The 24,345-nt window shown below is 44.3% G+C and carries 30 protein-coding genes; 2 read left to right on the forward strand and 28 right to left on the reverse strand.

Annotation, left to right across the window (positions count from 1 at the left end):
* Positions 1–2: 2 nt before the first annotated feature.
* The 17 genes from ndk to QNH15_RS14425 form a co-directional block, all read right to left on the reverse strand.
* Complete coding sequence (gene ndk, locus QNH15_RS14345) at positions 3–446, reverse strand: nucleoside-diphosphate kinase (RefSeq protein WP_061970659.1); 444 nt, start codon at positions 444–446, stop codon at positions 3–5.
* A gap of 100 nt (positions 447–546) precedes the next feature.
* Positions 547–1,512, reverse strand: a complete 966-nt coding sequence (gene hepT, locus QNH15_RS14350) for a heptaprenyl diphosphate synthase component II (RefSeq protein WP_061970661.1) — start codon at positions 1,510–1,512, stop codon at positions 547–549.
* A 9-nt stretch (positions 1,513–1,521) separates the two neighbouring features.
* Positions 1,522–2,370 carry a menaquinone biosynthesis protein gene (locus QNH15_RS14355; protein WP_283889072.1) on the reverse strand — a complete coding sequence of 283 codons (849 nt, stop codon included), beginning with the start codon at positions 2,368–2,370 and terminating at the stop codon, positions 1,522–1,524.
* A 65-nt stretch (positions 2,371–2,435) separates the two neighbouring features.
* A complete protein-coding gene (locus QNH15_RS14360) occupies positions 2,436–3,299 on the reverse strand; it encodes a UbiA-like polyprenyltransferase (protein WP_283889073.1) in 864 nt (287 codons plus the stop codon).
* 16 nt (positions 3,300–3,315) lie between these two features.
* Positions 3,316–4,023, reverse strand: a complete 708-nt coding sequence (locus QNH15_RS14365; RefSeq protein ID WP_283889074.1) for a demethylmenaquinone methyltransferase — start codon at positions 4,021–4,023, stop codon at positions 3,316–3,318.
* A gap of 3 nt (positions 4,024–4,026) precedes the next feature.
* Positions 4,027–4,734, reverse strand: coding sequence for a heptaprenyl diphosphate synthase component 1 (locus tag QNH15_RS14370; RefSeq protein ID WP_283889075.1), 708 nt, complete (start codon positions 4,732–4,734; stop codon positions 4,027–4,029).
* A 117-nt stretch (positions 4,735–4,851) separates the two neighbouring features.
* Positions 4,852–5,073 (reverse strand): trp RNA-binding attenuation protein MtrB, encoded by a 222-nt coding sequence (mtrB, locus tag QNH15_RS14375; RefSeq protein WP_061970674.1) that lies wholly within the window; start codon positions 5,071–5,073, stop codon positions 4,852–4,854.
* Between the two features lie 24 nt (positions 5,074–5,097).
* The gene (gene folE, locus QNH15_RS14380; RefSeq protein ID WP_061970677.1) at positions 5,098–5,664 is read right to left on the reverse strand and encodes a GTP cyclohydrolase I FolE; all 567 of its coding nucleotides are present in this window, start codon (positions 5,662–5,664) and stop codon (positions 5,098–5,100) included.
* A 189-nt stretch (positions 5,665–5,853) separates the two neighbouring features.
* Positions 5,854–6,126, reverse strand: a complete 273-nt coding sequence (locus tag QNH15_RS14385; RefSeq protein WP_061970679.1) for an HU family DNA-binding protein — start codon at positions 6,124–6,126, stop codon at positions 5,854–5,856.
* Positions 6,127–6,389: 263 nt separating this feature from the next.
* On the reverse strand, positions 6,390–7,868 hold the full coding sequence (spoIVA, locus tag QNH15_RS14390; protein ID WP_061970681.1) for a stage IV sporulation protein A: 1,479 nt from the start codon (positions 7,866–7,868) through the stop codon (positions 6,390–6,392).
* A 295-nt stretch (positions 7,869–8,163) separates the two neighbouring features.
* Complete coding sequence (locus QNH15_RS14395; protein ID WP_283889076.1) at positions 8,164–8,880, reverse strand: hypothetical protein; 717 nt, start codon at positions 8,878–8,880, stop codon at positions 8,164–8,166.
* 14 nt (positions 8,881–8,894) lie between these two features.
* Complete coding sequence (locus tag QNH15_RS14400) at positions 8,895–9,095, reverse strand: DUF2768 domain-containing protein (RefSeq protein WP_129475239.1); 201 nt, start codon at positions 9,093–9,095, stop codon at positions 8,895–8,897.
* A 174-nt stretch (positions 9,096–9,269) separates the two neighbouring features.
* Positions 9,270–9,530 (reverse strand): stage VI sporulation protein F, encoded by a 261-nt coding sequence (locus QNH15_RS14405; RefSeq protein WP_061970689.1) that lies wholly within the window; start codon positions 9,528–9,530, stop codon positions 9,270–9,272.
* Between the two features lie 87 nt (positions 9,531–9,617).
* The gene (locus QNH15_RS14410) at positions 9,618–10,658 is read right to left on the reverse strand and encodes an NAD(P)H-dependent glycerol-3-phosphate dehydrogenase (RefSeq protein WP_283889077.1); all 1,041 of its coding nucleotides are present in this window, start codon (positions 10,656–10,658) and stop codon (positions 9,618–9,620) included.
* An 18-nt stretch (positions 10,659–10,676) separates the two neighbouring features.
* Entirely contained in the window at positions 10,677–11,264 is a 588-nt protein-coding gene (gene plsY, locus QNH15_RS14415) for a glycerol-3-phosphate 1-O-acyltransferase PlsY (RefSeq protein ID WP_283889078.1), read from the reverse strand.
* 15 nt (positions 11,265–11,279) lie between these two features.
* Positions 11,280–12,593, reverse strand: a complete 1,314-nt coding sequence (gene der, locus QNH15_RS14420) for a ribosome biogenesis GTPase Der (protein WP_129475233.1) — start codon at positions 12,591–12,593, stop codon at positions 11,280–11,282.
* Between the two features lie 127 nt (positions 12,594–12,720).
* The gene (locus tag QNH15_RS14425) at positions 12,721–13,332 is read right to left on the reverse strand and encodes a YphA family membrane protein (RefSeq protein ID WP_283889079.1); all 612 of its coding nucleotides are present in this window, start codon (positions 13,330–13,332) and stop codon (positions 12,721–12,723) included.
* Positions 13,333–13,424: 92 nt separating this feature from the next.
* Between QNH15_RS14425 and QNH15_RS14430 the strand changes: the two genes are divergently transcribed.
* Positions 13,425–13,565, forward strand: coding sequence for a YpzI family protein (locus QNH15_RS14430; protein WP_074440490.1), 141 nt, complete (start codon positions 13,425–13,427; stop codon positions 13,563–13,565).
* A 77-nt stretch (positions 13,566–13,642) separates the two neighbouring features.
* Here QNH15_RS14430 and rpsA read toward each other — a convergent pair whose 3' ends face one another.
* From rpsA to prsW, 7 genes are all read right to left on the reverse strand, one after another.
* A complete protein-coding gene (rpsA, locus tag QNH15_RS14435; protein ID WP_283889080.1) occupies positions 13,643–14,788 on the reverse strand; it encodes a 30S ribosomal protein S1 in 1,146 nt (381 codons plus the stop codon).
* Positions 14,789–14,863: 75 nt separating this feature from the next.
* On the reverse strand, positions 14,864–15,445 hold the full coding sequence (locus QNH15_RS14440; RefSeq protein ID WP_283889081.1) for a lysophospholipid acyltransferase family protein: 582 nt from the start codon (positions 15,443–15,445) through the stop codon (positions 14,864–14,866).
* A gap of 3 nt (positions 15,446–15,448) precedes the next feature.
* On the reverse strand, positions 15,449–16,123 hold the full coding sequence (cmk, locus tag QNH15_RS14445) for a (d)CMP kinase (RefSeq protein WP_283889082.1): 675 nt from the start codon (positions 16,121–16,123) through the stop codon (positions 15,449–15,451).
* Between the two features lie 132 nt (positions 16,124–16,255).
* Entirely contained in the window at positions 16,256–16,435 is a 180-nt protein-coding gene (locus QNH15_RS14450) for a DUF5359 family protein (protein ID WP_283889083.1), read from the reverse strand.
* A gap of 117 nt (positions 16,436–16,552) precedes the next feature.
* Positions 16,553–17,902 carry a germination protein YpeB gene (gene ypeB, locus QNH15_RS14455; protein WP_283889084.1) on the reverse strand — a complete coding sequence of 450 codons (1,350 nt, stop codon included), beginning with the start codon at positions 17,900–17,902 and terminating at the stop codon, positions 16,553–16,555.
* Positions 17,903–17,916: 14 nt separating this feature from the next.
* A complete protein-coding gene (gene sleB, locus QNH15_RS14460) occupies positions 17,917–18,810 on the reverse strand; it encodes a spore cortex-lytic enzyme (RefSeq protein WP_283889085.1) in 894 nt (297 codons plus the stop codon).
* 118 nt (positions 18,811–18,928) lie between these two features.
* Complete coding sequence (gene prsW / locus QNH15_RS14465; protein ID WP_283889086.1) at positions 18,929–19,609, reverse strand: glutamic-type intramembrane protease PrsW; 681 nt, start codon at positions 19,607–19,609, stop codon at positions 18,929–18,931.
* On the opposite strand from prsW, the gene QNH15_RS14470 reads away from it, so the two are divergent.
* Positions 19,596–19,763: a hypothetical protein gene (locus QNH15_RS14470; protein WP_156412562.1), complete on the forward strand. Its 168-nt coding sequence runs from the start codon at positions 19,596–19,598 to the stop codon at positions 19,761–19,763. The two genes, prsW and QNH15_RS14470, sit on opposite strands and share 14 nt — an antisense overlap.
* Here the strand turns inward: QNH15_RS14470 and QNH15_RS14475 are convergent.
* The 4 genes from QNH15_RS14475 to QNH15_RS14490 all read right to left on the reverse strand — a co-directional run bounded on the left by QNH15_RS14475 (position 19,760) and on the right by QNH15_RS14490 (position 24,312).
* On the reverse strand, positions 19,760–20,728 hold the full coding sequence (locus QNH15_RS14475; protein ID WP_283889087.1) for an asparaginase: 969 nt from the start codon (positions 20,726–20,728) through the stop codon (positions 19,760–19,762). The two genes, QNH15_RS14470 and QNH15_RS14475, sit on opposite strands and share 4 nt — an antisense overlap.
* Positions 20,729–20,801: 73 nt before the next feature.
* Positions 20,802–21,782, reverse strand: coding sequence for a YpdA family putative bacillithiol disulfide reductase (locus QNH15_RS14480; protein ID WP_283889088.1), 981 nt, complete (start codon positions 21,780–21,782; stop codon positions 20,802–20,804).
* Between the two features lie 143 nt (positions 21,783–21,925).
* A complete protein-coding gene (locus QNH15_RS14485) occupies positions 21,926–23,206 on the reverse strand; it encodes a Glu/Leu/Phe/Val family dehydrogenase (RefSeq protein ID WP_061970721.1) in 1,281 nt (426 codons plus the stop codon).
* Between the two features lie 188 nt (positions 23,207–23,394).
* Positions 23,395–24,312 (reverse strand): D-alanine--D-alanine ligase family protein, encoded by a 918-nt coding sequence (locus QNH15_RS14490; RefSeq protein ID WP_283889089.1) that lies wholly within the window; start codon positions 24,310–24,312, stop codon positions 23,395–23,397.
* Positions 24,313–24,345 lie beyond the last annotated feature (33 nt).

Below are 24,345 nucleotides of genomic sequence, written 5' to 3' on the forward strand. Positions count from 1 at the left end.
CATTAAATCCAGGAAGAACCTGCTTTTTCGTATTGTACGAGCTCTTCTTCATGAAAGAATAATCCGATTTCACGTTCAGCGCTCTCGGGAGAATCAGATCCGTGGATCACATTGTTGCTCACCTGAACAGCAAAATCTCCGCGGATGGTGCCAGGTGCAGCTTCGCCAGGGTTGGTTTTGCCCATCATGTTTCTTGCAGTTGCAATTACATTTTCACCTTGCCATACCATTGCAAATACAGGCCCGGATGTAATAAAGTTTACAAGATCACCGAAAAAAGGACGTTCTTTGTGCTCAGCATAATGATTTTCCGCAAGCTCGCGTGAAATGGTCATCAATTTTGCACCAGCAAGCTGGAATCCTTTTTTCTCGAATCGTGAAACGATCTCTCCGATCAGATTGCGTTGTACACCGTCGGGCTTTACCATTAGAAACGTTTGTTCCACAATAATTCTCCCCTATCTTCTATGTAGTTGCTTTTGAGGGTCGTCTATAATCTTCAACCCCTAGAAAATAGTAACAAAGATTAAGGTATTTAGCAACGTGTTAAAATTTCCGGCGGCCAATATATTTAGCAATCTTGATCATGCTGTTTTTCGCCTGTCCCGCAGGCAGACCTTCCGCTGCAGCAAGCGCATCAGCCAAATAAGACTGTGCCGTTTTGGAGGCACGCTGGATGGATCCGCTGGTCTTTATTGTATCAATAATAGATGAAAGCTCGCTTTCATCCATCGTTTTGTAAAAACGGCCGATTTTCTCTTTAAGTCCGGGAAGCTGTTGCATGGCATAAAAAACAGGAAGGGTAATATTGCCCTGCCTCAAATCGCCGCCTGCGGGTTTACCCAGCTCTTTCTCGGTGCCCGTAAAGTCCAGGATGTCATCGGTAATCTGATACGCCATTCCAACCGAATATCCAAAGCGGTACAGTCGCTGCTGAAGCTCGATTGAAGCATTCGAAGCAATGGCGCCAAGCTGGCAGCTGATGGCAATAAGCAGTGCGGTTTTTCTTTTGATCCTGCGCAAATACTGCCGGACATTCTGATTAAGATCATATTGTTCCCTGATTTGCTGGATTTCGCCAAGGGACATTTCCTTCATGGCATAAGACAAAATCTGATGTGCGGCAATTTGATGAATATCCGACATCAGTTCAATCGCCTTGGCAAACAGGAAGTCGCCCGTATACATGGCTACTTTGTTGTCGTAAGCCGCCTTTACCGTTTTTGCTCCACGCCGCAATTCAGCGTCATCAATCACATCATCGTGAACGAGCGAAGCCATATGGATGGTTTCAAGAGCAGCTGCCACCTTTTTGACAGGTTCAATATCATAATTTCCAAAATGTCCGGAAAGCACTACAAAAACGGGGCGGATTCGTTTTCCGCCCGCTTTCAGCAACTGGTTTCCTGCGTTCTGCATAATAGGGTGCTGAGAGGAAATGGTCTGTTCCAGTTCTTTTTCAATCTGTTGTAAATCCTTTTTAACATGCGTATACAGTTCTGTCAGTTTCATTTTCTTCACCTAAATGCCCTGTAAGGAATAATTGAAAAATGTAAATTCAGGAAGAGATTGAATGAAGGAATGCTTATAGGCCAGTTCAAAATAAAGCTTCAGCCCCTTAATATGGTTTTCACTCAAATCATAATTAATGCCCTGGAAGTAATGGGACCAAAACGCGGATTCGCCGCCATGCTCATGAAGGACATCTTCAATCATCTCCTGATAGCCATCCGCCTTTGTACGGCCTTTACTTTCCGTCATTTGAATCAGGAGTTTCTCCAAGAGTGGAGCTTCTCTTTTGATCGCATCGTTTCTTACTGCCATGACGGCATACGTCATTGGAAGGTTGGTGTTCTCATACCATAGTTCTCCAAGATCGTAGACGTAAATATCTTTTTCCTGCCTCCAGCCGCCTTTAATCGCATCCTCTCCGATCAGGAGGCAAGCATCATGGCTGGAGAGCATCTCGTCATAATTCGGAGTCATTGTTTCATAGTAAGGATTCACGCCTATAAATTCTTTTAGGATCACCTTCAATAATGCGACTGAAGTTGCCGAGCTTGAGGTCAGGGCTATACTTCGTCCGTCCAACTCTTCAATTTTTGTTTTGGAGAATAAAAGAATGGAACCTACCTTTCCGTACGTAGAAACAGACAGGTTGGGAAAAAGACTGTACTGGTGACTGTTCTCGCCATAGGCAAATGACGATATTCCGCCCAGATCAATTTCTCCCCTTGCCATTCTGCGGTTTAATTCGGCCGGAACCTGCGGGATAAACTGGGCTCCGGTCTTTTCAATTTCCTTTTTATTTAAATAAAAAAACAAAGGAAGAATGTTAGTATATTTAATTTCGCCAATATTCAGCGCCATTACTCTCCCCACCTTCTGAATGATTCATGATGCTTCCCAGGTTGTTACCCCTACAGCAAAAACTTTTATAAAAGCAAATCTCCCAAAGAGAAAATAAACATAACAACACTCAAAATTCCGTTCATTGTAAAAAACGCAAGGTTCAGCTTTGACAGGTCATCGGCAGAAACCATGGAGTGTTCATATACCATAATCGTACCGGACAAAAATACACCTGCGAAATAAACCCAGCCAAAGGAGGATACCGCCCCTAAAACAAGAAAAGCTGTAAAGCTGATCAAATGAAAAATGCGAGCGATAACAAGGGCCTTGGGAATGCCGAAATAAGAAGGGATGGAATATAATCCGTGCTTCCTGTCATAGTCCGCATCCTGAGTGGCATAGATCACATCGAACCCGGCAGTCCAAAACACGACACCGGCATAGAGCAAAAACGCTTCAGCTGACAATGTTCCGGTTGCTCCCACCCATCCGCCAAGAGGAGCGAGGGCGATGGTCCCGCCCAAAATGACATGGCATAGATAGGTAAACCGCTTTGTATATGAATAGAATACCAGAAAGAAAACAGCAAGCGGCAACAGCCAGACAGACAGGATGTTCAGCTGGTAGGCACTGACAAAAAGCAGTACAAAAGAACCGGCAATAAACAAAGCTGCCTCTTTCATGCTGATCAGCTTTGCCGGGATGGCCCTCATGGCGGTTCTCGGATTTTTCTGGTCGATTCTCGCATCAATTACACGATTCAGCGTCATTGCTGCACTTCTCGCGCCTACCATCGCAAGGGTAATCCAAACCCACTCCATCAGGGAGGGAAACGTTCCTTCCTCCACCACATTTCCCAGTATTGCTCCAAGGAAAGCAAACGGAAGAGCAAACAAGGTATGTTCGAATTTTATCATTTCAAGAATGATAGCTAATTTCTTAAACACAAGGCAATCTCTCTTTCTATGTTTGTTTAATTCCCATGTGCATAGCCGCCGTTCCGAACGTATATGGCTTAACCATGACACGGGTCAACCCGGCTTCTTCAAACAGGGACTTCAGTTCGTTTCTGTTTAAAAACTCCCCTGCCGATTCCTGAAGCCATGAGTATTCGTTGTAGCTTTTTGCAAGAAGCTTGCCAAGAACGGGCATGATCACTGAAAAATAAAAACGAAACAGAGGCCTGACCACCGGGGTGGTAGGCTGAGAGGTTTCTAGACAGACGACCTTGCCTCCAGGTTTGGCGACGCGGCTCATTTCTTTAACTACCTGCAGATAATCGGGTACGTTTCTCAGTCCAAACCCGATCGTTACATAGTCAAAGGTATTATCTTCAAATGGCAGCTCCATAGCGTTGCCATGGATCAGCTCCACATTTTCCATGTTAAGCGATTCTACTTTTTTCTTACCGACTTCAAGCATGTTCTGGCTAAAGTCCAGGCCTTTGACATGCCCCTTCTTGCCAACAGCTTCTGCCAGCGCAATGCTCCAGTCACCCGTTCCGCAGCAAACATCAAGCGCCATGCTTCCTTCTTTAACGGCCATCTGTTTCATCGTGTCTTTCCGCCAGCTTTTATGCCGCTGGAAGCTGATCACATTGTTCATGAAATCATATTGATCCGATATTTTTTCAAATACCGAGTGGACTCTCTGTTCCTTTAATTGTTCCATGGCTTACCCTTCCTCCGGCAATAAATAGTGAGGCCCGTCAAGCAGTCCCCTCATTCTCTTTTCCATGACTGGTTTTAGCGATAACGGCTGCTTTTGTGTTTTCAATTTATGCCGGGCAAGCAGCACATCATTTTTAATTTGGAGATGATAATTTGAAAAAAGAGAGTCAGGGCAATGGGAGGTGGCAGAAATAAACAAAAATTCTGAGATAAAAGGTATGTATTGTTCTTTCTTCAGATGACGGGCGACACGGTTTAAAATCCCTGCCTCCATTCCTTTTATACTGTTGGTTACCTCTTCTGGCTTTATATGTTTGCTGTAAAAAAGCCGCATCTTGTTTTCATTGACATCCTGAATCCCCAAAGAGAGTGCACGAATTAACGCCACATCCTCACAGACGGAAAGCATAAAGTAGTAAAGGCTGCTGTAATAGTCTCCTGCCAGTACGGTCAACTGCCTCTCCTTGACATGACCGTCCCTGATCTTCAAGATCGTTTCATGCGTGTCCAATGCACATTGAACAAGCATAACCGCAGCATATAACTCTTGCAGCTCCTCTCCCTCGTATCCGCTCTCGGCCAGCAGCGAATAGGTGATCAGACATTTATCCTGGTTTAACTGGGGAACATTAACATATTCCTTTAAAAACGAATGTTCCATTTTCTGTAAAACGTATTCATTTAACTTATTCACTTCATGGATGATCCTCATGTCACTGCCCCCGCATCCTGCAACTAAAGCTTACTCTATCTATTATGTATCATATCATATTGAGCATTCAACTATTGATTACTGCATAAAGAAAACTTGGCTCGTGCCAAGCTTTTTTTATACTTCCGTGTCGACTTCACCATGCCGTGTATAAATAACGGCTTTGCCCCGCACTTTCACAGCAGACGTATGTTCTGTAAATTGTGCGAGCATAACTTCGCCCTTGTCCAGCTTCTCTGAATGGTGGAAGCGGGTCTCTGTCCCTCTTGTCAAACCGATGACGTTGACTCCGTTTTCTTTTGCCTTGATGACGAAAAACTCATTCTCATTTACCTTCATTCCGTACACTCCGTTCCTAAAATTTTAGCTCCGAATAAAAGTAAGAACTTCTGCTCGGGCGGCTGCATCATCTACAAAAACTCCTCTTACGGCAGAAGTTACGGTTTTCGAGCCGGGTTTCTTTACTCCACGCATGGTCATGCACATATGTTCGGCTTCAACAACAACAATCACGCCGTGCGGGTTCAGTGTTTCAACTAGAGAATCAGCGACAGTTGACGTGATTCTTTCCTGCAGCTGCGGCCGGCGAGTAACGGCTTCAACTGCACGCGCCAGTTTGGAGAGGCCTGTCACCTTTCCTCCTTTAGGGATGTAGCCGATATGGGCTTTTCCGAAAAAAGGAACCAGATGGTGTTCACACATGGAATAGAAAGGAATATCCTTAACGAGAACCAATTCTTCATGGTCTTCCCCGAAAATAGTGGCAAAGTGCTCTTTCGGATCCTGATTCAGCCCCTGAAAAACTTCCTGGTACATTTTAGCCACTCGTTTTGGTGTATCGACAAGGCCCTCACGCGATGGATCTTCGCCAATGGCCTCAAGAATCATGGTAACCGCCTGTTCTATTTTCGCCTGATCAAATTCCTTCACTGCATTATCCTCCAATTTCGTTCGTGCAACGTTCCAAGTAGTTTTTACTTAACGATTGCTGTACGTTTTTCTAAACCGATTCTAGCATATGAATCAGGCAAAGGCAAAGGTAGGGGGCTAAAGTCGCATGTTTTACATAAAAAATAAAAGAACCGCACAATGCGGTTCTTGCTTGCCCTATGTATAAGCTTATTTTAGAGCATCCTTAAGGGCTTTTCCTGGTTTGAAAGCAGGTACCTTGCTTGCTGCGATTTCGATTTCTTGACCAGTTTGCGGGTTGCGGCCTTTACGAGCTGCACGCTCACGAACTTCGAAGTTACCAAAACCGATAAGTTGTACCTTATCACCTTCTTTTAGCGTATCAGCAATTGCCTCAAAAACTGCATCAACAGCTTTAGTGGCATCCTTTTTAGAAAGTTGAGTTTGTTCAGCTACTGTGTTTACAAGATCAGTCTTGTTCATTCCATTCACCTCCTCTCAAAGAACGCTGTATCTATGCTCTAAATATTCGGTTGTACTACTATCATAAAGCTCTCGCTCCTGTTTTATACAGGATTTACTAAATACTTTGATGACAAGCCTTATATTAAACGATAAGCCATAAGAATTCAATGTTTTTATGCGAAAAATAGCGAAAAACCCCTTTTCCCTTGGCCAAAAGGCCTATTTTTTGGAATAACCTCCTTTCTTTCCATGCAAAAAAGACTCCAAATAGGAGTCTTTTGCTATAAAATAATGGCTATTAATCCTCCGGAGCCCTCGTTTATGATGCGTTCCAATGTTTCCTTCAGTTTGTACCTTGCATTTTCCGGCATGAGCGAGATTTTGCCCTGGATGCCTTCGCGTACAATTGAATTGAGTGAACGTCCAAAAATATCGGAGTTCCAAATGGAAAGCGGGTCTTCTTCAAAATCCTGCATCAAATACCTGACCAGCTCTTCGCTCTGTTTTTCCGTACCGATAATCGGGGCAAATTCCGATTCAACATCCACTTTGATCATATGAATCGACGGGGCCACCGCTTTCAGGCGGACTCCGAAGCGCGAGCCCTGGCGGATGATTTCAGGCTCATCGAGGCTCATATCAGATAGTGCAGGAGCCGCAATTCCATAGCCGGTTTGCTTCACCATTCTGAGAGCATCCGCCACTTGATCATACTCCTGCTTCGCGTAGGCAAATTCCTGCATCAATTGTAACAGGTGGTCTTTTCCCCTGATTTCCACTCCCACAACTTCTTTTAGGATCTGGTCATACAAATCATCGGGAGCAAACAGATCGATTTCGGCAATTCCCTGCCCCATTTCAATCCCCGCAAGACGCGCATCATCAATAAACTCAAAATCGCTGAAACTGCCGACAACCCGGTCTACATCTCTTAATCTCCGGATGTCTTTCACGGTTTCTCTCACAGCTTCCTCATAGCTCTCTCTCAGCCAATGTTCCTCCCGCAGGACCATCACCCAGCTTGGCAGGTTCACATTGACTTCAAGAACCGGGAATTCGTAAAGAACTTCTCGAAGCACATTGTTAATATCATGCTCTGTCATGCTTTCCACACTCATCGCAAGTACGGGAATATCATATTTCTCATTTAATTCCTTGCGCAGCTGTTCGGTATCCGGATGGTGCGGGTGAACGGAATTGACCACCAGAATAAACGGTTTGCCTACCTCTTTCAGCTCTTCAATGACACGCTCTTCGGATTCAATATAATCGTATCTTGGTATTTCACCAATCGAACCATCCGTCGTCACAACCACGCCCAGCGTGGAGTGCTCCTGAATGACTTTTCTTGTTCCGATTTCGGCTGCCTCATGAAAAGGAATCGGTTCATCATACCACGGAGTGTGTATCATGCGTGGGCCATTTTCATCTTCATAGCCTTTTGCACTCGGTACAGCGTATCCGACACTGTCCACAAGACGGACATTCACATCAAGGCCCTCTGCCACATGAATACTCACTGCATTGTTTGGAACGAATTTCGGTTCAGTCGTCATGATGGTCTTGCCTGCTGCGCTCTGCGGAAGCTCATCCTGTGCCCGCTGGCGCTCGCCGTCGTTTTGAATGTTCGGAAGCACCACCAGTTCCATGAACCGCTTGATAAACGTTGATTTCCCTGTACGAACAGCACCGACTACTCCGAGATAAATGTCTCCTCCTGTCCGTTCAGCGATATCTTTGAAAATATCGATTTTTTCCAATTCAATTCCCTCCCGATCCAAATAAGTTCCGGATGCTATTCTTGGACATTACATCTATATGATGTTGTCCCAAAAATATGATAAGGAATGAAAGTTTTTTCATACAAAAAAGAGCGTGGACCTGAGTTCGTTGTATAGACCGGGAGAGAAGCACAATTGCTTGTGACCTTCCGTGTGCAAACTGTCCAGGTGTTCACCATGTCCGTTTTTTATATAAATAACTCTCCTCCTTTTCTATGAATGTATTAAAAAAGGGGAGAGTTCATGACTATTATTTGTGCCGCACCCTATAAACTTACCGTTTACCGATCAGGAACTCGGGTTCTCCATTCTTCACGCTATAGGGAACTGAACGCACAGGAACAAAATAGGAATTTTTCGTCAGCAGAGGGCGAATGTCTTTTCCTTCTTTATTATCTTTTGATTTTTTTAGCGCTTCGTATAAATCAATCGAATAATCCACGTGTACTTTCGAGTCATTGTCCACAAAAAACGGAAGATTTTTCCCGCTGTAAGGGCTTACGGCATAGGGTGCTTCCTTATACCCCATCTTTTTGTAATCGAGGGTATACCTGCCACTGGCCAAAATCTTGTCATAGGGAGGATATTTGTGCGTGCGGGTATATTCCTTGAGACGAAGCTCGAGATCCTGGGCTTTGTTTACGATCACAAGATCGATCAGCTTTACCTTCGGCTTCGTTTCCGCGTCTATGAGCACATACTGAAAGGTTCCGCCTTTTTCAAACGAATTGCCTGGAGGCTGCTGCATATATTTGGGTACCAGTCGTCCAAAATCAATGGGATATTTTTCATAAATATCAGTGGATGCATCCTTATTCTTAATCGGCAAAACGGAGGTATCTTTTTTGTAGTCATTCACCGCTCCCTGCACCATTTGAATCTGGTCATTATAGGGGACCCGGTTCTCAGCTTTCTGTTGATCAGGATACAAGCAACCTGTCAGGCTGAAAAGCATACAGATGCTTGCGATAATTAAACATATTTTTTTCATTCCAGCTGCTTTCCTTATCCTTTCACCGGACCGCTAAAGACGACGAGTACAATTAAAATGCCTGCCGTGAACATGCAAAGATATGCGATAGCTGCCAGTATGTATTTAAAAAAGCCTTTTAATTTCGCCCTGCTGATCATAATCGAAAAAACGGCAATAAACATTAGACCGATGGATGACAGAGCGACCCACATTTTCATTAATCCTGCGTCCATATGTATCCTCCTTTTTACAGCGTAAATTATAGCATAAAATATAAGAATTGCGTAAGCGCTCTTATTTAATTCAAGAGGCATAATCTGCAAAAAAAAGGCAGGCTGGTGCGCGTTGCACCGCCTGCTTAGATGACTAAGTATTCCGACCTGCAGAGAGATTGGCTGTGCGTTCCCCTACTTGTTGTCGAACATTTTGGACAATGTACTAAAATCAAGGGGTACATTGTTATTAATTACAGCACTGACAATCTGGTCTTCTTTTTGTTTGGAAACAGGAACACCGGCCAAGGAGGCTACCTGGGAGATCAGTCTTCTTAATGTGCGTTCATCCCGTAAATTTTCATTACTGACCGTTTGGGCCAGTTTGAAAATATCTTCCTTTTTTACGTTCGTTTTCTTTTCAACTTTATCAAAAAATTGATGATTACGATCCATTTTTCGTCCTCCTCCACAACCTATTCACCACTATCCTATGCATAGGTCTAATAATCGTGATAGAAATCCGGGAGAAGGACGGTGCGTTTATTCTGCGAGCCCGTCTGAAATGAGGGAAGAAACGTCTTCCACCTCATGAGTACGGCTTCTTTTCATGAGTTCATCGACCGCTTCTTTTGCATCTTTACCATCAAACAGGACATCATGAAGCACGCTCGTTATGGGCATTTCCACCTTTTCCTGTTTGGCGAGCTGGTAGGCTGCTTTCGTTGTTCTTACGCCTTCCACTACCATGCCCATTTTTTTCAGGACATCATCAAGCGCCTCGCCTTTGCCAAGCATATTGCCCGCCCGCCAGTTTCGGCTGTGAACACTTGTACATGTTACGATCAAATCGCCTATGCCGGTCAGGCCCGAGAATGTTAATGGATTTGCTCCCATTTTCGTTCCCAGTCTTGCGATTTCAGCAAGACCCCGTGTAATCAGGGCCGCTTTTGCATTATCGCCATAGCCCAGACCGTCTGACATGCCTGCTCCTAATGCAATGATGTTCTTCAAGGCGCCCCCAAGTTCAACACCGACAATATCAGGGTTGGTGTAGACACGGAAGTTCTGGTTAATAAATAAATCCTGTACAAACTCTGCCTCTTCAATAGCAGAAGATGAAACAGTCACTGTCGTCGGCTGCCTGAGTGAAACTTCTTCAGCATGACTCGGTCCTGAAAGAACAACAATGGACCGCCGTTTTTCGGCGGGAACCTCTTCTTCAATGATTTCTGATACCCGTTTATAGGTTTCAGGCTCAATCCCTTTGCTGGCATGAACCAGGGTCACAGGCTCATCAAGTACAGGAACAAGATCACGCAGCACTTCCCGCATCGCTTTTGTAGGAGCGACAAGCAGCAGAGTTCGTGCTCCTTCCACCGCTTCCTTTAAATGGTTGTAGCCAACAATTCCTGCTGGAAGAACGACACCAGGTAAATATTTTTCATTTGTATGTATGGTATTAATTTCGTTGATCTGCTCTTGCCTTCTCCCCCATAATCGGACATCATGTCCATTATCGGCAAGTACAAGGGCCAAGGCTGTTCCCCAACTTCCTGCTCCGATTACAGCAACTTTTTCCATTCCTATTCCACTCCTTACCTATTGTCCTAATTTTCGTTCATTTCCATTTAACAGTCTGGAAATATTGGTACGGTGCCTCCAAATGGAAAGCAAGCCAATCAACAAGGCAATGAGTGCTGCCTCAACTGGCACTGATCGAAAAACAAACATTAAAACCGGTGTTAAAATCATGAAAACAATCGACCCCAAAGAAACATAACGTGTTAACGCAATAATAAGAATCACCAGGATACCGGCAATCAGGGAAGGAAAAAACGAGGCCACAACAAACACACCAATCGTGGTTGCGACGCCCTTCCCCCCTTTAAATCCATAATACACCGGCCAATTGTGTCCGATGATGGCCATACCGCCTGCGATAATGGCCGTGGTCAGAGGAAAATGAAGAGACAAGGCTACCCAGACTGGAACCATGCCTTTTAGCACGTCAAGCAAAAGTACAAAAATGGCAGGGCCGACCCCGATTACCCGCAGTGTGTTGGTGGCACCGGCATTTCCGCTGCCAAGCTTTCGTATATCTCCCTTATTCAACCCTTTGGTAATGATGTAACTGAAACTGATGGAACCTAAAAGGTAGGCTCCAATGAATAATAAAAGAATGTCCATAAAAGGCACCAGCACCTAATCATTTTTCTTGCGGGCAATAATTCTGATCGGAGTGCCAATGAAACCAAATGTTTCTCTTACCCGGTTTTCAAGGAAGCGTCTGTACGAAAAATGAAGAAGTTCAGGGTCATTAACAAAGAGAGCGATGGTCGGCGGTTTGGTTGCCACCTGTGTTGCATAATTTATTTTCAGTCGTTTTCCGTTATCTGTCGGTGTTGGATTCATGGCAACTGCATCCATAATCACGTCGTTTAATACGTTGGTTTGAATACGCAGAGCATGGTTCTCCGCCACCTGGTTGATCAACGGATAAAGGGCATGAAGACGTTGCTTGGTTTTAGCCGAAACAAAAAGAATCGGCGCATAGCTTAAATAAAGGAAGTGATCCCTGATCTTTTGCTCAAATTCACGGAGTGTCTTATCATCCTTTTCAATCGCATCCCATTTGTTCACAATAATAAGGACCGCTTTTCCTGCCTCATGGGCAAAGCCTGCCACCTTCTTGTCCTGTTCAATGATGCCTTCTTCGGCATTCAGCACCACACAAACGACATCCGCACGGTCAATCGCCTTTAAAGCGCGCAGTACACTGTATTTTTCGGTATACTCATACACTTTCCCTCTTTTACGCATGCCTGCTGTATCGATAATCGTATACTTTTGGCCTTCACGAGTAAATTCAGAGTCAATAGCATCTCTAGTTGTTCCTGCAATATCACTGACAATCACTCTCTCCTTGCCGAGGATGGAGTTCACAAGCGAGGATTTTCCGACATTCGGTCGGCCGATCAAGCAGAAACGGATGGTTTCTTCATCTTCCTCGCCCTCCGGCTGCTGCGGAAAGTGGCTGAATACAGCATCAAGCATATCTCCAAGACCGATCCCATGAGAACCGGACAATGGATAAGGCTCACCCATACCCAGTGAATAAAAATCATAGATAAGTTCCTTGCGCTCCGGATTGTCAATCTTGTTCACACCGAGGACAACCGGTTTTTTTGACCGATAAAGAAGCTTGGCCACTTCTTCATCCGCAGCGGTTACTCCTTCTTTTCCATCCACCAAAAACAAGATCACATCCGCTTCGTCAATGGCGATTTCAGCCTGCTGCCTCATCAGGTGTAACAGTGGCTCATCCCCGATTTCTATTCCGCCTGTATCAATAATATTAAATTCACGGTTCAGCCATTCAGCCGAACTGTAGATTCTGTCTCTCGTTACACCCGGCATATCTTCCACAATGGATACCCGGTCTCCTACAATCCGATTAAAGATCGTGGACTTTCCCACGTTTGGTCTTCCGACGATGGCCAATACTGGCTTTTGCATGTCGACACATCCTTTTACTTAATAATTCCCAAAAAAGAAAACCCTTCCGTCATGAAGGGCCTAGAGTTAGCTCATTTATTTTAGCAGATAAAAGTCCAACCCACAACCACCAGGCGACGAGACACGCTTACCGGGAAACCCGCTTCAGCACTCTCCCTTTTCCTTTTACTGTTTCTGCATAAACGTAAGCTGAAAATTGATGAAGTCCTTCCCATGCAAAGCAGAGTGCAATTGACAATGTCAAAACATCAAAAAATGTCAGGCTGCCCAGCTCAATATCAAACGTCAGTTTTTTTATAATGAAATGATACACCATTTCACCGACAGCCATCCCGGCTCCCAGCATAAACGGCCTCAGACTTGTTTCCCGCATTAAAAACAGAGATAAAAGGAACAGTACCCCTGCAAGCAGCCATTTCACTTCCAGAACTATCCATACCGGATCATACATGGCGAAAAGAATCATGGCGTTATAGGCAAGAGCAATCAAACAGGAACAAAAGACAAATGACAGCATTCGTTTAAAATCCAGCCTGAATGCAAAAAGAAAACCGCACACCAGCAAAAATACAAACGAAAAATGGAGTAATAAATTCCCCGCTCTCAGTGTAAACCCCTGCAAGATCACGATCATTAAAAGCATTATGGAATAAATCGTCCTTCGCCGGCTTGCTTTCATCAAAAATGAGCAGTAGGCCCAGCCAATCCATGTAAACCAATAAAAGAAAATACCATCCATGTTGCTCTCCTCCTCATCCTCCATTATGGCTCAATCGAATAAAACCTAATCACACAGTCATAATAAAAGAAAAGCGAAAGGAGGAAATCCAGATGGGAAAAGACCGCCAGGAGAAAAAGCTGAGAGAATCACACCGTGTAGAATCCGATCGTGACCAGTCCTTAAAATACTCAGGTGCAACATCACTCGAAGGACCAGAAGAAGCCAGAAAAAGAAACCACCAGAAGGATTAATTTTCCCTTCAAAAAAAGAACTCCGTGGAGTTCTTTCTACAAGATAGGTGTGGAAAGAATGACGGAGTTCTTTTTAATTAGTCTTTTTTAAGCCCTTTGAGCTGATCGCCAATCATGTCTGCAAGAGAAAATCCTTTTTCTTCTTTAGGAAAATTATTTCGGATATCCTTCTGCTCAGTATCTTCCTGGGCTGCACGAATGCTGAGTGAAATTCTTTTCTCTTTCGTGTCTACATCTAGGATTTTTACGGTAACCGTTTCACCTTCTGACAATACCTCACCAGGACTTCCGATATGGCGGTTGCTGATCTCGGAAATATGGACAAGACCTTCAACACCAGGAGCTACTTCCACAAATGCACCGAAGGAAACAAGACGTTTAACGGTGCCTTGAATAACTTTTCCGGGGGATAAGCTGGAAACATTGCTTTCCCACGGTCCGGGCTGTGTTTCTTTGATAGACAAGGAAACCCTCTCATTGTCGCGGTCAACCGAAAGCACTTTTACTTTTACTGTATCTCCCTCCGATACCACTTCGGATGGGTTTTCAACCCGTTTGTGCGAAAGCTGGGAAATATGGACAAGACCGTCAAGACCGCCAATATCCACAAACGCACCGAAATCAGTAAGACGCTGAACGGTTCCGTCAAGCACTTGTCCTGCTTCAAGGTTATTGAGCAGTTCTTGTTTCTTTTGGGATTCCAGTTCTTCTTCAACCGCACGGTGTGAAAGGATCACACGGTTCTTTTCCTGATCCAGCTCAACAATCTTTACTTCAAGTGTGCGGTTTTTGTAATCGGTGAAATCTTCAACAAATCGTTTTTCGACCATGGAGGCCGGAATAAAGCCTCGAACACCAAGGTCAACCACAAGGCCGCCTTTGACCACTTCATGAACGGTAACCTCAAATGTCTCATTTTGCTCGAACTTTTTGTTGAGTTCTTCCCATGAGTTCACAGTATCCACCGCTTTTTTTGAAACGGTCAGCTGATCTTCTGTCAGGGACGTGACTTTCACTGTAACCTTGTCCCCCTCTTTCAGGAAATCTGAAGCTTTTTCCACAAAAACATTGGAAATTTCATTGACGGGAAGAACCGCATCCTGTTTGTAGCTCACATCAAGAATGGCCAGTTTATCTTCAACCTTTAAAACGGTACCTTCTACGATATCCCCCACTTCAAGGACCTTTGTTTCTTCTAGACTTGTGTTTAATTCGTCAGCCATATGTCACTGCCTCCTCAATTTCGTATAAGTATATATTTTCAACCTTCAATTTGAAGGATGTATACAGTATGCCTTTTACGATGATTCCTTTAGAAGCTTTTCTATATTTAACATTATAAGGTTTGTTGCGTCCCTAGCGGAAGCTTTTTGCTCCCTCATTTCAGAAAAATCAATCGGTTTACCAAAAATTACGGTAACTGTTTTGCCGCGCTTATACTGTCCTTTAATGGCACATGGAATGACTGCAGCTTCGGATTTTAAAGCAAAAAAACCGGCACCGGCAAGCCCCTGTCCGAGTTCTCCTGTCTTGCTTCTTGTGCCTTCAGGAAAAAGACCGAGGACCTTGCCTTCTTTTAGCAGATTCAGGCCGTTTCTCAACGCTTGCTTATCGCTCATTCCGCGTTTGACCGGAAATGCATTGATATTGGGTAGAAGCGTTTTTAGGATGGGCATGTCAAAAAGCTCTGCCTTGGCCATAAAATGAACATCTCTTGACGCGGCTACTCCGACGAGCGGAGGATCAAAATTATTAATATGGTTGCTGCAGAGCAGAATCCCGCCGGTTTTGGGAATATTTTCCACTCCTCTAACCTCGATGCGGTACATGCTTTTTAAAAATGCGCCGCAGACCATCTTCCCAAATCTGTAAAGGTTCACTTATTATTCAGCCCTTTCACTCACCAAATGAAGAATTTCATTAACAACATCTTGAATGGACATTGATGTGGTGTCAAGCTCTATTGCGTCATCTGCTTTTTTCAAAGGAGCAAATTCCCGCTCAGAGTCACGCTTATCGCGCAGGCTGATTTCTTCTTTTAGTTGTTCCAGGCTGGTTTCGTACCCTTTATTCCGGTTCTCTTCATATCTTCGCTTGGCACGTTCTTCTACGGATGCCACCAGAAACACCTTCAGTTCCGCATCCGGCATAACGTGTGTGCCAATGTCACGGCCATCCATCACGACGCCGCCCTGGGCTGCCAGCTTTTGCTGCCGGCGGACCATCTCCTCACGCACATCCTGGGGAGTGGCAACAAATGAAACATTATTTGTGACCTCGGCGCTTCGAATTTCCTCTGAAACATTTTTACCGTCAAGAATAACAGCCTGTCCGGCATCGGTGATTTCAAGCTCGATCTCCGTCTCTTTTAGAAGGGACTGCAAAACACTGCCTTCATGCAAATTACTGCCCGACTCAAGCGCTTTATAAGTAAGTGCACGATACATTGCTCCTGTATCTATGTAAATGTAGGAAAGCTGATCTGCGACCAACTTGGCGACTGTGCTTTTACCCGCTCCGGCCGGTCCGTCAATGGCGATTTTTAATTTCTTGTTCATGTTTCCTCCTGCTTATCAAACAACATATTTTAGTACCATACGAACAAAAGCAGGTATTTACCCTGCTTTTTTGTAAGCTAAGAATCATAACTATTCATAGGTAACTTTCCGCCATTAACTATACCATAAAGCTTATTGGTGGTCTATGGTCTCGGTTGTCCTTGGCTGGTTTCCTTTGATGACCCCTTCATAATAAATGCTCTTATTGACATTCCTCTTCCAGCTGTCATGTGTCAGCACCCATTGAGACAATAGAAGAAAAACCAGATGAATCAGAGCAAGCTTTACGAGCAGATTTTCTACTTTTTTCATGTCAGTCCCCTCCATATTTGGAACTAATATAACCAATCCCCTGTCCCTCTATACCCTGTAAAGGCACGGCAAAAAGGAAAAGTCAAATGACTTTTCCTTTGTTCCTTCAAACCTTCCTTACAAGGAAGCGTAATCTGGCTGCCCTTCGCGCAATTTCTTCACTTGCTCTTCATCCCCATTTTGCGCACTGATATAAATAATGTATGTTTCATCGCCGAGCACACCGAGGAATTCATAACAGTACACTTCCTGTTTAACGTCATTCTGAATGATGGCCATGTGCTTTTCCATCACTTTAAATTTCGGGTTAAGCTTCGTTCTTGCCTGCTGCTCCGTAATTTTTGCAGCCGGAATCTTCCTGTCATAATGGGAAGTGAGGAAATCTGTGCCCTGGTACCCCATGATATCACCATTGTCGAGTGCGACTTTGATGGAGACCGTGTCAGGATAAATTCTCACTCCGTCTTTTGTGCTGACAAAGGTAAATACAGCAATATTGTCATACTGGTTTGCCGATACCACTTCCATTTTGCTTTTCATGTGCATGTTTAGAAAGGATATGGCTTCTTTTTGCGCTTTATTCACGCTGATTTTTTGTGCACCTACGTTACGATCCTGAAGCACCCAGAGCGGGTATCCTCCTTTTTTGGTCACATCCATGTACGTGGTGGCTTTTGTATCCGGATTATACATCGTAATGGAATAGGCCCGGTATTGAGAGCCTTTACCCGTTTCTTTTACAGTAATCTTTACATTTTTCTTTAATTGGAAGAATTTAATTGCTTCTTTTTTGGCTTCTTCCTTCGTGATGTTGCGGCCTTCAAGCTTGTTCACGTTTCGTTTTTTCGCATTATGCATGCTTGCTACTTCCGGCCCGAAGTCGGTTTCACCATATCCTTGTGAAGCTTTGTCAACCGTTTTGAAACCGTCAATAATCGTATTATCCTGTGGCTGGTCTTTTTTGGACAATGCCATTTCGACATCTGTCCAGCGTATATTCTTTTTGCTTGCCACTGCTTCTGTTTTGCGCAAGTCATTCTGAATGCTGGAAGAATTCGCATAAAGTTCCTTCAATTTATTGTATTCCTTATCCGTGAGTGGCTTTTTTTCAAGATCCCTTAATGAGACACGGTAACTGAAATCTCCCATTTTCGTCAGGAAATCCTCCGTTTTATTAAACGGCAGCAATCCGAGAGGCAGCTGTCCCACATTATTATGCGCTTCTGACGTTAAGCGCCATACTTGTGCCAATGTCGGGGAAATTTGGCGCTTTGAGTTCATGGCAAGAGTCTCACCGATTTTGTCGTGCAGTGCATCGATATTAAAGTTCAAATCATGGAACGCGCGCTGATAGTTATTTTCTGACTGAATTCGTATCGCATTCTTTTCCTGCTGCTGTTTATATCCCCAATACCCTGTACCTGCAACGGCCACTACTAGAAGAGCAATCAATACATTTCGTATCAAGGAAATCACCTCCGTTATTTGGTATAGATATGCTTACCAATTTTTTTAATTTGAGGCCGTGTCCAAATCCAGCCTGATGTAGCTGTATCCGGGTTAAAGTAATACAGTGCTTCACCGGTTGGATCCCAGCCATTCAATGCATCCATGACGGCTTTCTTAGCCCTTTCATTCGGAGTTAAATAAATTTGTCCATCCGCCACTGCTGTAAAGGCACCAGGTTCAAAAATAACGCCGGAAACCGTATTCGGAAATTCAGAGTTTTCCACCCGGTTGATGATGACCGCTGCTACAGCGACTTGACCGATATAGGGTTCGCCCCGTGATTCGCCATATACCGCATTTGCCATTAAATTGATATCATTCTGTGAATAACCGTCCGGGATATTTGCTCCCTGCTTCGGTGTGCGTACCTTCACTGCCGCTTTTGCGCCAGGTTTTGCAGCTTTTCCCTTTGCTCCCTGCTTGGGGGGTGTGCCTTTTGCACCGGCACCGGTTTTGCCTGTTGATTTTTTGACTTGCTTTTCTTTCGCTACACCGCCATAGGTTGTGAATTTGTTGCCTTTTCGGATCTGCTTGTGCACCCATCCATAATCAAATTTCGTTTGATCCGCCAGTTTCTTTTTTGTCGTAAAACCGGCCAGACCGTCCACTTTCACCCTGTTTTCATACTGAAAATTACGGAGCGCCCAGTACGTTCGCCAGCTAAAGACGCCATCTATCGGACCATTATAAAAACCGATATACTGCAATCTGGATTGAAGCTCGATTACATCATCACCCGTTGCTCCTTTTTGAATGACTTGGGGGGTAAAAGCATGAGTGGTTTCCGGAGTAAATCCGGTCAAAAAACAAAATATCGCAATTAAAAACAACAGCGTCCGCTTTATGTAACGCATTGGTTTCTTCATGGAAAGTGCCTCCTGTGAAATATTCTCAGCTTTGTATGATGGTGTTAGCTTTTGTAAATCTCAGCATTTTATACAAAAAGAAACCATACAAAAAACCCGAAGCACACATCTTCGGGTTTTATGAACCAATATTTTTTTGTCTTGCCAGCCAAGCAGTTTTGTGGGCATTGGCAAGTTTCACCTTTTTTAACCCCAGCCACCAAAGGAATAGCATGAACGGAAGCATGGCAATTAAAAAATCCTGCTCGAAAGCCAATAAAATCCAATTATATACTCCGTGCAAAGCAAACGGAATGATTAGAGAAAACACGAGAAGCCATTTTTTCTTGGAGCCGGATGAAAACTTGGCTTTTCCAAAGTAGTATCCGCTGATAACGCCAAACAGCGCATGGCTGGATACAGGCATCAATGCTCTTCCCAATGCTTCATTCACACCATGAACATACAAATAGAATATGTTTTCCATGGAAGCAAATCCAAGGGATAAAGATACTGCATACACAATACCGTCATATGGCTCATTAAATTCGGCATGCATATAGGCACAATAAAAAACTAAAAACCATTTTAGAAACTCTTCAAGCAGCGCCGACAATAGGATTCCATCCGTCAGCGGTGAGACCATAAGTTCTTCTTTAAATCCAAATTGAATGACCATTACGGGAAAAACAAGCAAAGCCCCGAAAATATATAAACGGATCACCATTGATACAGGCTCTGTCTCGTATTTATCTTTCAGATAAAAAAAAGCAAGCAGGGCAATAGCAGGTGCGAGCCCTGCTGAAATGATTCCAAACATAGCAGCCCTCTTTTCAGCTGTTTTCATTCATCGTACCATGGAAAAAGAAGAATGGGAACAACAAGACCCGTTTTATAAACAAATTGTCAATTTTACAAAAGAAAAGCTTCAGCACCTTGCCCAGGTCCGACAAGCGCTGGTGTCCATTGATTAGAAAATGCTATTGATACGGTCTTGCTCCTGTGCGGCAAGCAGAACGGCAAGCCGGATTCTTGCTTTTTTGCTGTCATAATCCTTGCCGAGGATTACACCGTTCTCAACCAGGTCATATGTGCTTCCCAGGTAGTCATACGTCGGATACACTTGACCTTCTTCTGAACTGGTGGTGATTAAGACGTGAATGCCTGATTTCACTGCATCCACGATCGCTTCCATCATCAGCGGGGCCACCTGGCCGCGACCGGCCCCTTCAAGAACAAGTCCCTTTACCCCGCTATCCATGGCCGCTTTGATAAATTTCCCGTCAGCACCAATATAGCATTTGATAATATCCACTTGAGGCACTTCCTTGTGGAGGGGGTATACTTCCCGGCTGATCGGTTTTTGATAGGGAACCACTTTATCATTATCAATAATCCCCAGATAGCCAAATCCAAATGAATTAAAGCCCTGAAGATTGGACGCATGCACCTTTTTTACATACCTGGCACTAAAAATCCGTTCATTGAACACCACTACGGTACCAGAACCCTTTAAGTCCGGATCACAGGCAGTGTAAATCGCATGGCGCATATTTGTGTAGGAGTCGCTTCCGGTTTCTCCCGGTGATCGTTGGGAACCGGTAACGACCACTGTACGCTCATCCGCTACCGTCAAATCAAGGAAATATGCGGTTTCTTCGATGCTGTCGGTGCCATGGGTGATTACCACACCGTCATATTGATCCTCACGGTACAGATTTTCAATTGCTTCTTTCAACACCTTCAAATGATCAAAGGTCATGTGCATGCTTGGAACCTGAAACAGCGAAAATATTTTCACTTCAATGTCGCTGGGAAGTTCAATCATATCAGCAAGCTCTTCTCCTGTAAGAGCGCCCGAAGACAAAAGTCCTGACGTTTCATTCGGCTTGCTGGCAATCGTTCCGCCTGTCGTTATTAATGCCACTTTTTTTGTCATATGTATACACCTCTTTCGTATCATAACACAGCGGGTTTGCAGGAAATCGCAAAAAAAAAAAAAAAGCCCCGCGTTATTGCCGCGGAGCTGTAAGGGCTTCTGCAATGAGATGGCCATGAAACCTGCCATTTTCAATGAAAATTTCATTGGCGTTGTTACCGGCAGCAATGACCCCGCAAATGAACACATTTTTAACGTTCGTTTCCATGGTTTCCGGATGGTGTGCCGGACGGCCGGTCTCCTTGTCGATATCGATGCCGATTTTATGCAGAAAACTATGATCAGGATGATAACCAGTCATTGCGAATACAAAGTCAGCTTTCACTGAAGCTTCTTCTCCATTTTTCTCATAGATGACATGGTCTTCCCCGATTTCAAGCACATTTGCTCCAAAGTGCATTGCAATTCTTCCATGATTCACATGGGATACAAAATCGGGAAGCACCCACGGTTTTACACTTGGGGAATAGTCCTGTCCACGGTAAAGAACCGTAACCCTCGCCCCGGCTTTCTGCAATTCAAGCGCCGTATCGACCGCTGAATTTTTTCCCCCAATGACGGTTATGTCTTTATCATAGTATGGATGTCCTTCTTTAAAATAATGGAAAACGTGTCCCTGGTCTTCACCTTTTACATTCATGTACGTCGGATTATCGTAATAGCCTGTGGCGATGATGACGGCACCAGAGGAATATTCATGCTGTTCACCTTTTACCGTTTCGGTCTGGACAGTGAATTCAGCGTCATTGATTCTCTCTACCCCGGTGACCTTCTCATACGTATGAATGTTAATTTCCTTCCGCTTCGCCACTTCCCGATAGTAGGTTAAAGCATGGATTCTTCTTGGTTTTCTTTCTTCATTCACAAAAGGCATATTTCCTATTTCGAGCTTTTCACTGGTACTAAAAAAGGTTTGATGCGTCGGATAGTTGTAGATGCTTTCTACAATGTTCCCCTTTTCAATGACCAAATAGGATAGCCCTTTTTCTTTTACGGCGATTGCTGCGGATAAACCGCAGGGACCCCCGCCTATAATCACAACATCGTACTTCATTTCTCCACTCTCCTGGTCTTTATCTGTAGGGATCTTTTGTCTGCACAACCATAGTATTCAATCAGAGGATTGAATTATCCAAAAACAAAAAAATCCCCTATCTGAAAGTAATGATAGGGGATTGAACCGTTATTTGCAAAAAATTAAATCCATCCGCGGAAGCGGGAAGCTTCCGCCATTTTGCGGACACCGACCATGTAAGCGGCAAGCCGCATGTTCACTTTGCGGTTCGTTGAGGTTGTATACACGTTATTGAATGACTTGACCATCACGGTTTCAAGCTTCTTCTCGACTTCTTCCTCGGTCCAGTAGTAGCCCTGGTTGTTTTGCACCCATTCAAAATAAGAAACGGTTACGCCGCCGGCACTTGCCAGCACATCCGGTACAAGGAGAATACCGCGTTCTGTCAGTATTTTTGTACCTTCAAGCGTCGTTGGTCCATTTGCTGCTTCCACAACGATGGAAGCTTTTATGTTGTGGGCATTCTCGGCTGTGATCTGGTTTTCAATGGCAGCCGGAACCAGAATGTCGCAATCCAGCTCCAATAGTTCTTTATTGGATATGGTGTCTTTAAATAATTTGGTAACCGTGCCAAAACTGTCGCGTCTTTCCAGCAGATAGTCGATGTCCAGTCCATCCGGATCGTGCAGGGCACCATAGGCATCGGAGATTCCGATTACTTTTGCGCCAGTATCATGCATGAATTTCGCCAGGAAGCTTCCTGCGTTTCCAAATCCCTGTATGACCACACGCGCACCCTCAAGGGAAAAACCGCGTTTTGCAGCGGCTTCACGGATGCAGATGGTCACACCTTTTGCCGTAGCGGTTTCACGTCCATGGGATCCGCCGAGAACCAATGGTTTACCGGTGATGAATCCGGGAGAATCAAACTCGCGGATCCGGCTGTATTCGTCCATCATCCACGCCATAATCTGGGAGTTCGTGAATACATCTGGAGCAGGAATATCTTTTGTAGGACCTACAAGCTGGCTGATTGCGCGAACATAACCGCGGCTTAAGCGTTCAAGCTCGCGGAATGACATGTTTCTCGGGTCGCAAATAATGCCCCCCTTACCGCCTCCATAAGGCAGGTCCACAATTCCAGCCTTAAGGCTCATCCAAATCGAAAGCGCTTTTACTTCTGTTTCGGTTACACTTGGATGGAATCTCACGCCACCCTTTGTAGGTCCGACAGAGTCATTGTGCTGAGAACGGTAACCTGTAAAAATTTTAGTGGATCCGTCATCCATTTTTACAGGAATGCGGACAGTCAGCATTCGGATGGGCTCTTTCAACAACTCAAATACTTCTTCAGGGTATCCCAATTTATCCAATGCTTCCCCAATCACGGATTGTGTTGCGGTTAGCACATTGTTATTTTCATGATTTTCTGATTTGTGATCTGCTGCGTTTTGGGCAGTCATTTGTTTACCTCCCATTAATGTCACCTCTAAAGTTTAGTCAATCTTCAGAGACAGTATACACCTTTGTTTGCTCCATGAGAAGGGAATTTTGAAGAATGTCCCGAAAAACGTAAGCGCTTACGGTACTTTTTTCCCATCCGCAAAAAAGTCAGCAATAAAGCCCTCCTGTTCCAACAGAAGGGCAACTTTTATTTTTTTAGTGAAAGCTGAACAAGCTGTTCAATCATTTCAGGGTAAGAAAGACCTGCTTCTTTTGCCGCATCCGGAAATAAGCTTGTAGGTGTCATGCCAGGAAGAGTATTTACTTCAAGAATAACTGGATCGGTTCCATCTCCCGGAACGATAAAGTCAACACGTGAATAAACCTCGCATCCCAATACTTCATGAGCATCCACCGCTTGCCTTTGAAGCAAACCCGTTGTTTCTTCATCCAGTCGTGCAGGAACATAATGGACGCTGCCGCCTGCGGCATATTTAGATTCATAATCGTAATATTCATTTTTCGGTACAATTTCAACAACAGGAAGAGCTTTGACATCCCCTTTATCTCCCATAACCGCTACGGTTACTTCTTTTCCTGAGATAAATTCTTCAATCAGGACGGTCTGATCGTGAAGCATGGCTGTAGAAATTCCCTTCAGCATTTCTTCTTCGTCCTTTGCAATCGTTAACCCAATGGTGGAGCCTTCATGGTTGGGTTTAACCACCAATGGAAAACCGAATGGCACATCCAGCTGATCTTCCTTATACAGCTTTTTCTCCAGCACCACTTCTTGAGCGATGCGGATACCAGCATTCTTAAAAAACTGCTTGGACCTTGCTTTATCCATTGCAAGAGCAGAGGCTAGAACGCCTGAACCGACATATGGAATTTTCAGCATATCAAGCAAGCTTTGCAAGCGGCCGTCTTCGCCATAACGCCCGTGCAATCCTATAAAAACAGCATCCACATCAAGATGAATAATGTCATCGAGACGGTCGGGATGAAAGTCAACACCAATCACTTCATGTCCTTTGCTTTCAAGAGCATTGATGATTTGTTTGCCGGAGGAGATGGAAACCTCTCGTTCAGCAGATATGCCGCCATATAATACTGCAATCTTCATTGTTAAGAATCACTCCTACCCAAAATATATGTA

This window comes from Fictibacillus enclensis (assembly GCF_030123385.1).
GTDB classification, from domain to species: domain Bacteria; phylum Bacillota; class Bacilli; order Bacillales; family Fictibacillaceae; genus Fictibacillus_C; species Fictibacillus_C enclensis.

What these genes read in the sequence shown, in the direction of transcription:
- QNH15_RS14430 (WP_074440490.1), top strand. Translation starts at nt 13,425, where the DNA reads ATGGGAAAAGACCGCCAGGAGAAAAAGCTGAGAGAATCACACCGTGTA.
- QNH15_RS14410 (WP_283889077.1), bottom strand. Translation starts at nt 10,658, where the DNA reads ATGGAAAAAGTTGCTGTAATCGGAGCAGGAAGTTGGGGAACAGCCTTG.
- QNH15_RS14405 (WP_061970689.1), bottom strand. Translation starts at nt 9,530, where the DNA reads ATGGATCGTAATCATCAATTTTTTGATAAAGTTGAAAAGAAAACGAAC.
- QNH15_RS14365 (WP_283889074.1), bottom strand. Translation starts at nt 4,023, where the DNA reads ATGGAACAATTAAAGGAACAGAGAGTCCACTCGGTATTTGAAAAAATA.
- QNH15_RS14480 (WP_283889088.1), bottom strand. Translation starts at nt 21,782, where the DNA reads ATGAAGTACGATGTTGTGATTATAGGCGGGGGTCCCTGCGGTTTATCC.
- QNH15_RS14355 (WP_283889072.1), bottom strand. Translation starts at nt 2,370, where the DNA reads ATGGCGCTGAATATTGGCGAAATTAAATATACTAACATTCTTCCTTTG.
- plsY (WP_283889078.1), bottom strand. Translation starts at nt 11,264, where the DNA reads ATGGACATTCTTTTATTATTCATTGGAGCCTACCTTTTAGGTTCCATC.
- QNH15_RS14470 (WP_156412562.1), top strand. Translation starts at nt 19,596, where the DNA reads ATGATTCCAAACATAGCAGCCCTCTTTTCAGCTGTTTTCATTCATCGT.
- QNH15_RS14395 (WP_283889076.1), bottom strand. Translation starts at nt 8,880, where the DNA reads ATGAAAAAAATATGTTTAATTATCGCAAGCATCTGTATGCTTTTCAGC.
- prsW (WP_283889086.1), bottom strand. Translation starts at nt 19,609, where the DNA reads ATGTTTGGAATCATTTCAGCAGGGCTCGCACCTGCTATTGCCCTGCTT.
- QNH15_RS14485 (WP_061970721.1), bottom strand. Translation starts at nt 23,206, where the DNA reads ATGACTGCCCAAAACGCAGCAGATCACAAATCAGAAAATCATGAAAAT.
- cmk (WP_283889082.1), bottom strand. Translation starts at nt 16,123, where the DNA reads ATGAACAAGAAATTAAAAATCGCCATTGACGGACCGGCCGGAGCGGGT.
- mtrB (WP_061970674.1), bottom strand. Translation starts at nt 5,073, where the DNA reads ATGAAGGTAAATGAGAATGAGTTTTTCGTCATCAAGGCAAAAGAAAAC.
- der (WP_129475233.1), bottom strand. Translation starts at nt 12,593, where the DNA reads ATGCAAAAGCCAGTATTGGCCATCGTCGGAAGACCAAACGTGGGAAAG.
- QNH15_RS14370 (WP_283889075.1), bottom strand. Translation starts at nt 4,734, where the DNA reads ATGAGGATCATCCATGAAGTGAATAAGTTAAATGAATACGTTTTACAG.
- sleB (WP_283889085.1), bottom strand. Translation starts at nt 18,810, where the DNA reads ATGAAGAAACCAATGCGTTACATAAAGCGGACGCTGTTGTTTTTAATT.
- QNH15_RS14490 (WP_283889089.1), bottom strand. Translation starts at nt 24,312, where the DNA reads ATGAAGATTGCAGTATTATATGGCGGCATATCTGCTGAACGAGAGGTT.
- QNH15_RS14425 (WP_283889079.1), bottom strand. Translation starts at nt 13,332, where the DNA reads ATGGATGGTATTTTCTTTTATTGGTTTACATGGATTGGCTGGGCCTAC.
- rpsA (WP_283889080.1), bottom strand. Translation starts at nt 14,788, where the DNA reads ATGGCTGACGAATTAAACACAAGTCTAGAAGAAACAAAGGTCCTTGAA.
- QNH15_RS14450 (WP_283889083.1), bottom strand. Translation starts at nt 16,435, where the DNA reads ATGAAAAAAGTAGAAAATCTGCTCGTAAAGCTTGCTCTGATTCATCTG.
- QNH15_RS14475 (WP_283889087.1), bottom strand. Translation starts at nt 20,728, where the DNA reads ATGACAAAAAAAGTGGCATTAATAACGACAGGCGGAACGATTGCCAGC.
- hepT (WP_061970661.1), bottom strand. Translation starts at nt 1,512, where the DNA reads ATGAAACTGACAGAACTGTATACGCATGTTAAAAAGGATTTACAACAG.
- QNH15_RS14385 (WP_061970679.1), bottom strand. Translation starts at nt 6,126, where the DNA reads ATGAACAAGACTGATCTTGTAAACACAGTAGCTGAACAAACTCAACTT.
- QNH15_RS14400 (WP_129475239.1), bottom strand. Translation starts at nt 9,095, where the DNA reads ATGGACGCAGGATTAATGAAAATGTGGGTCGCTCTGTCATCCATCGGT.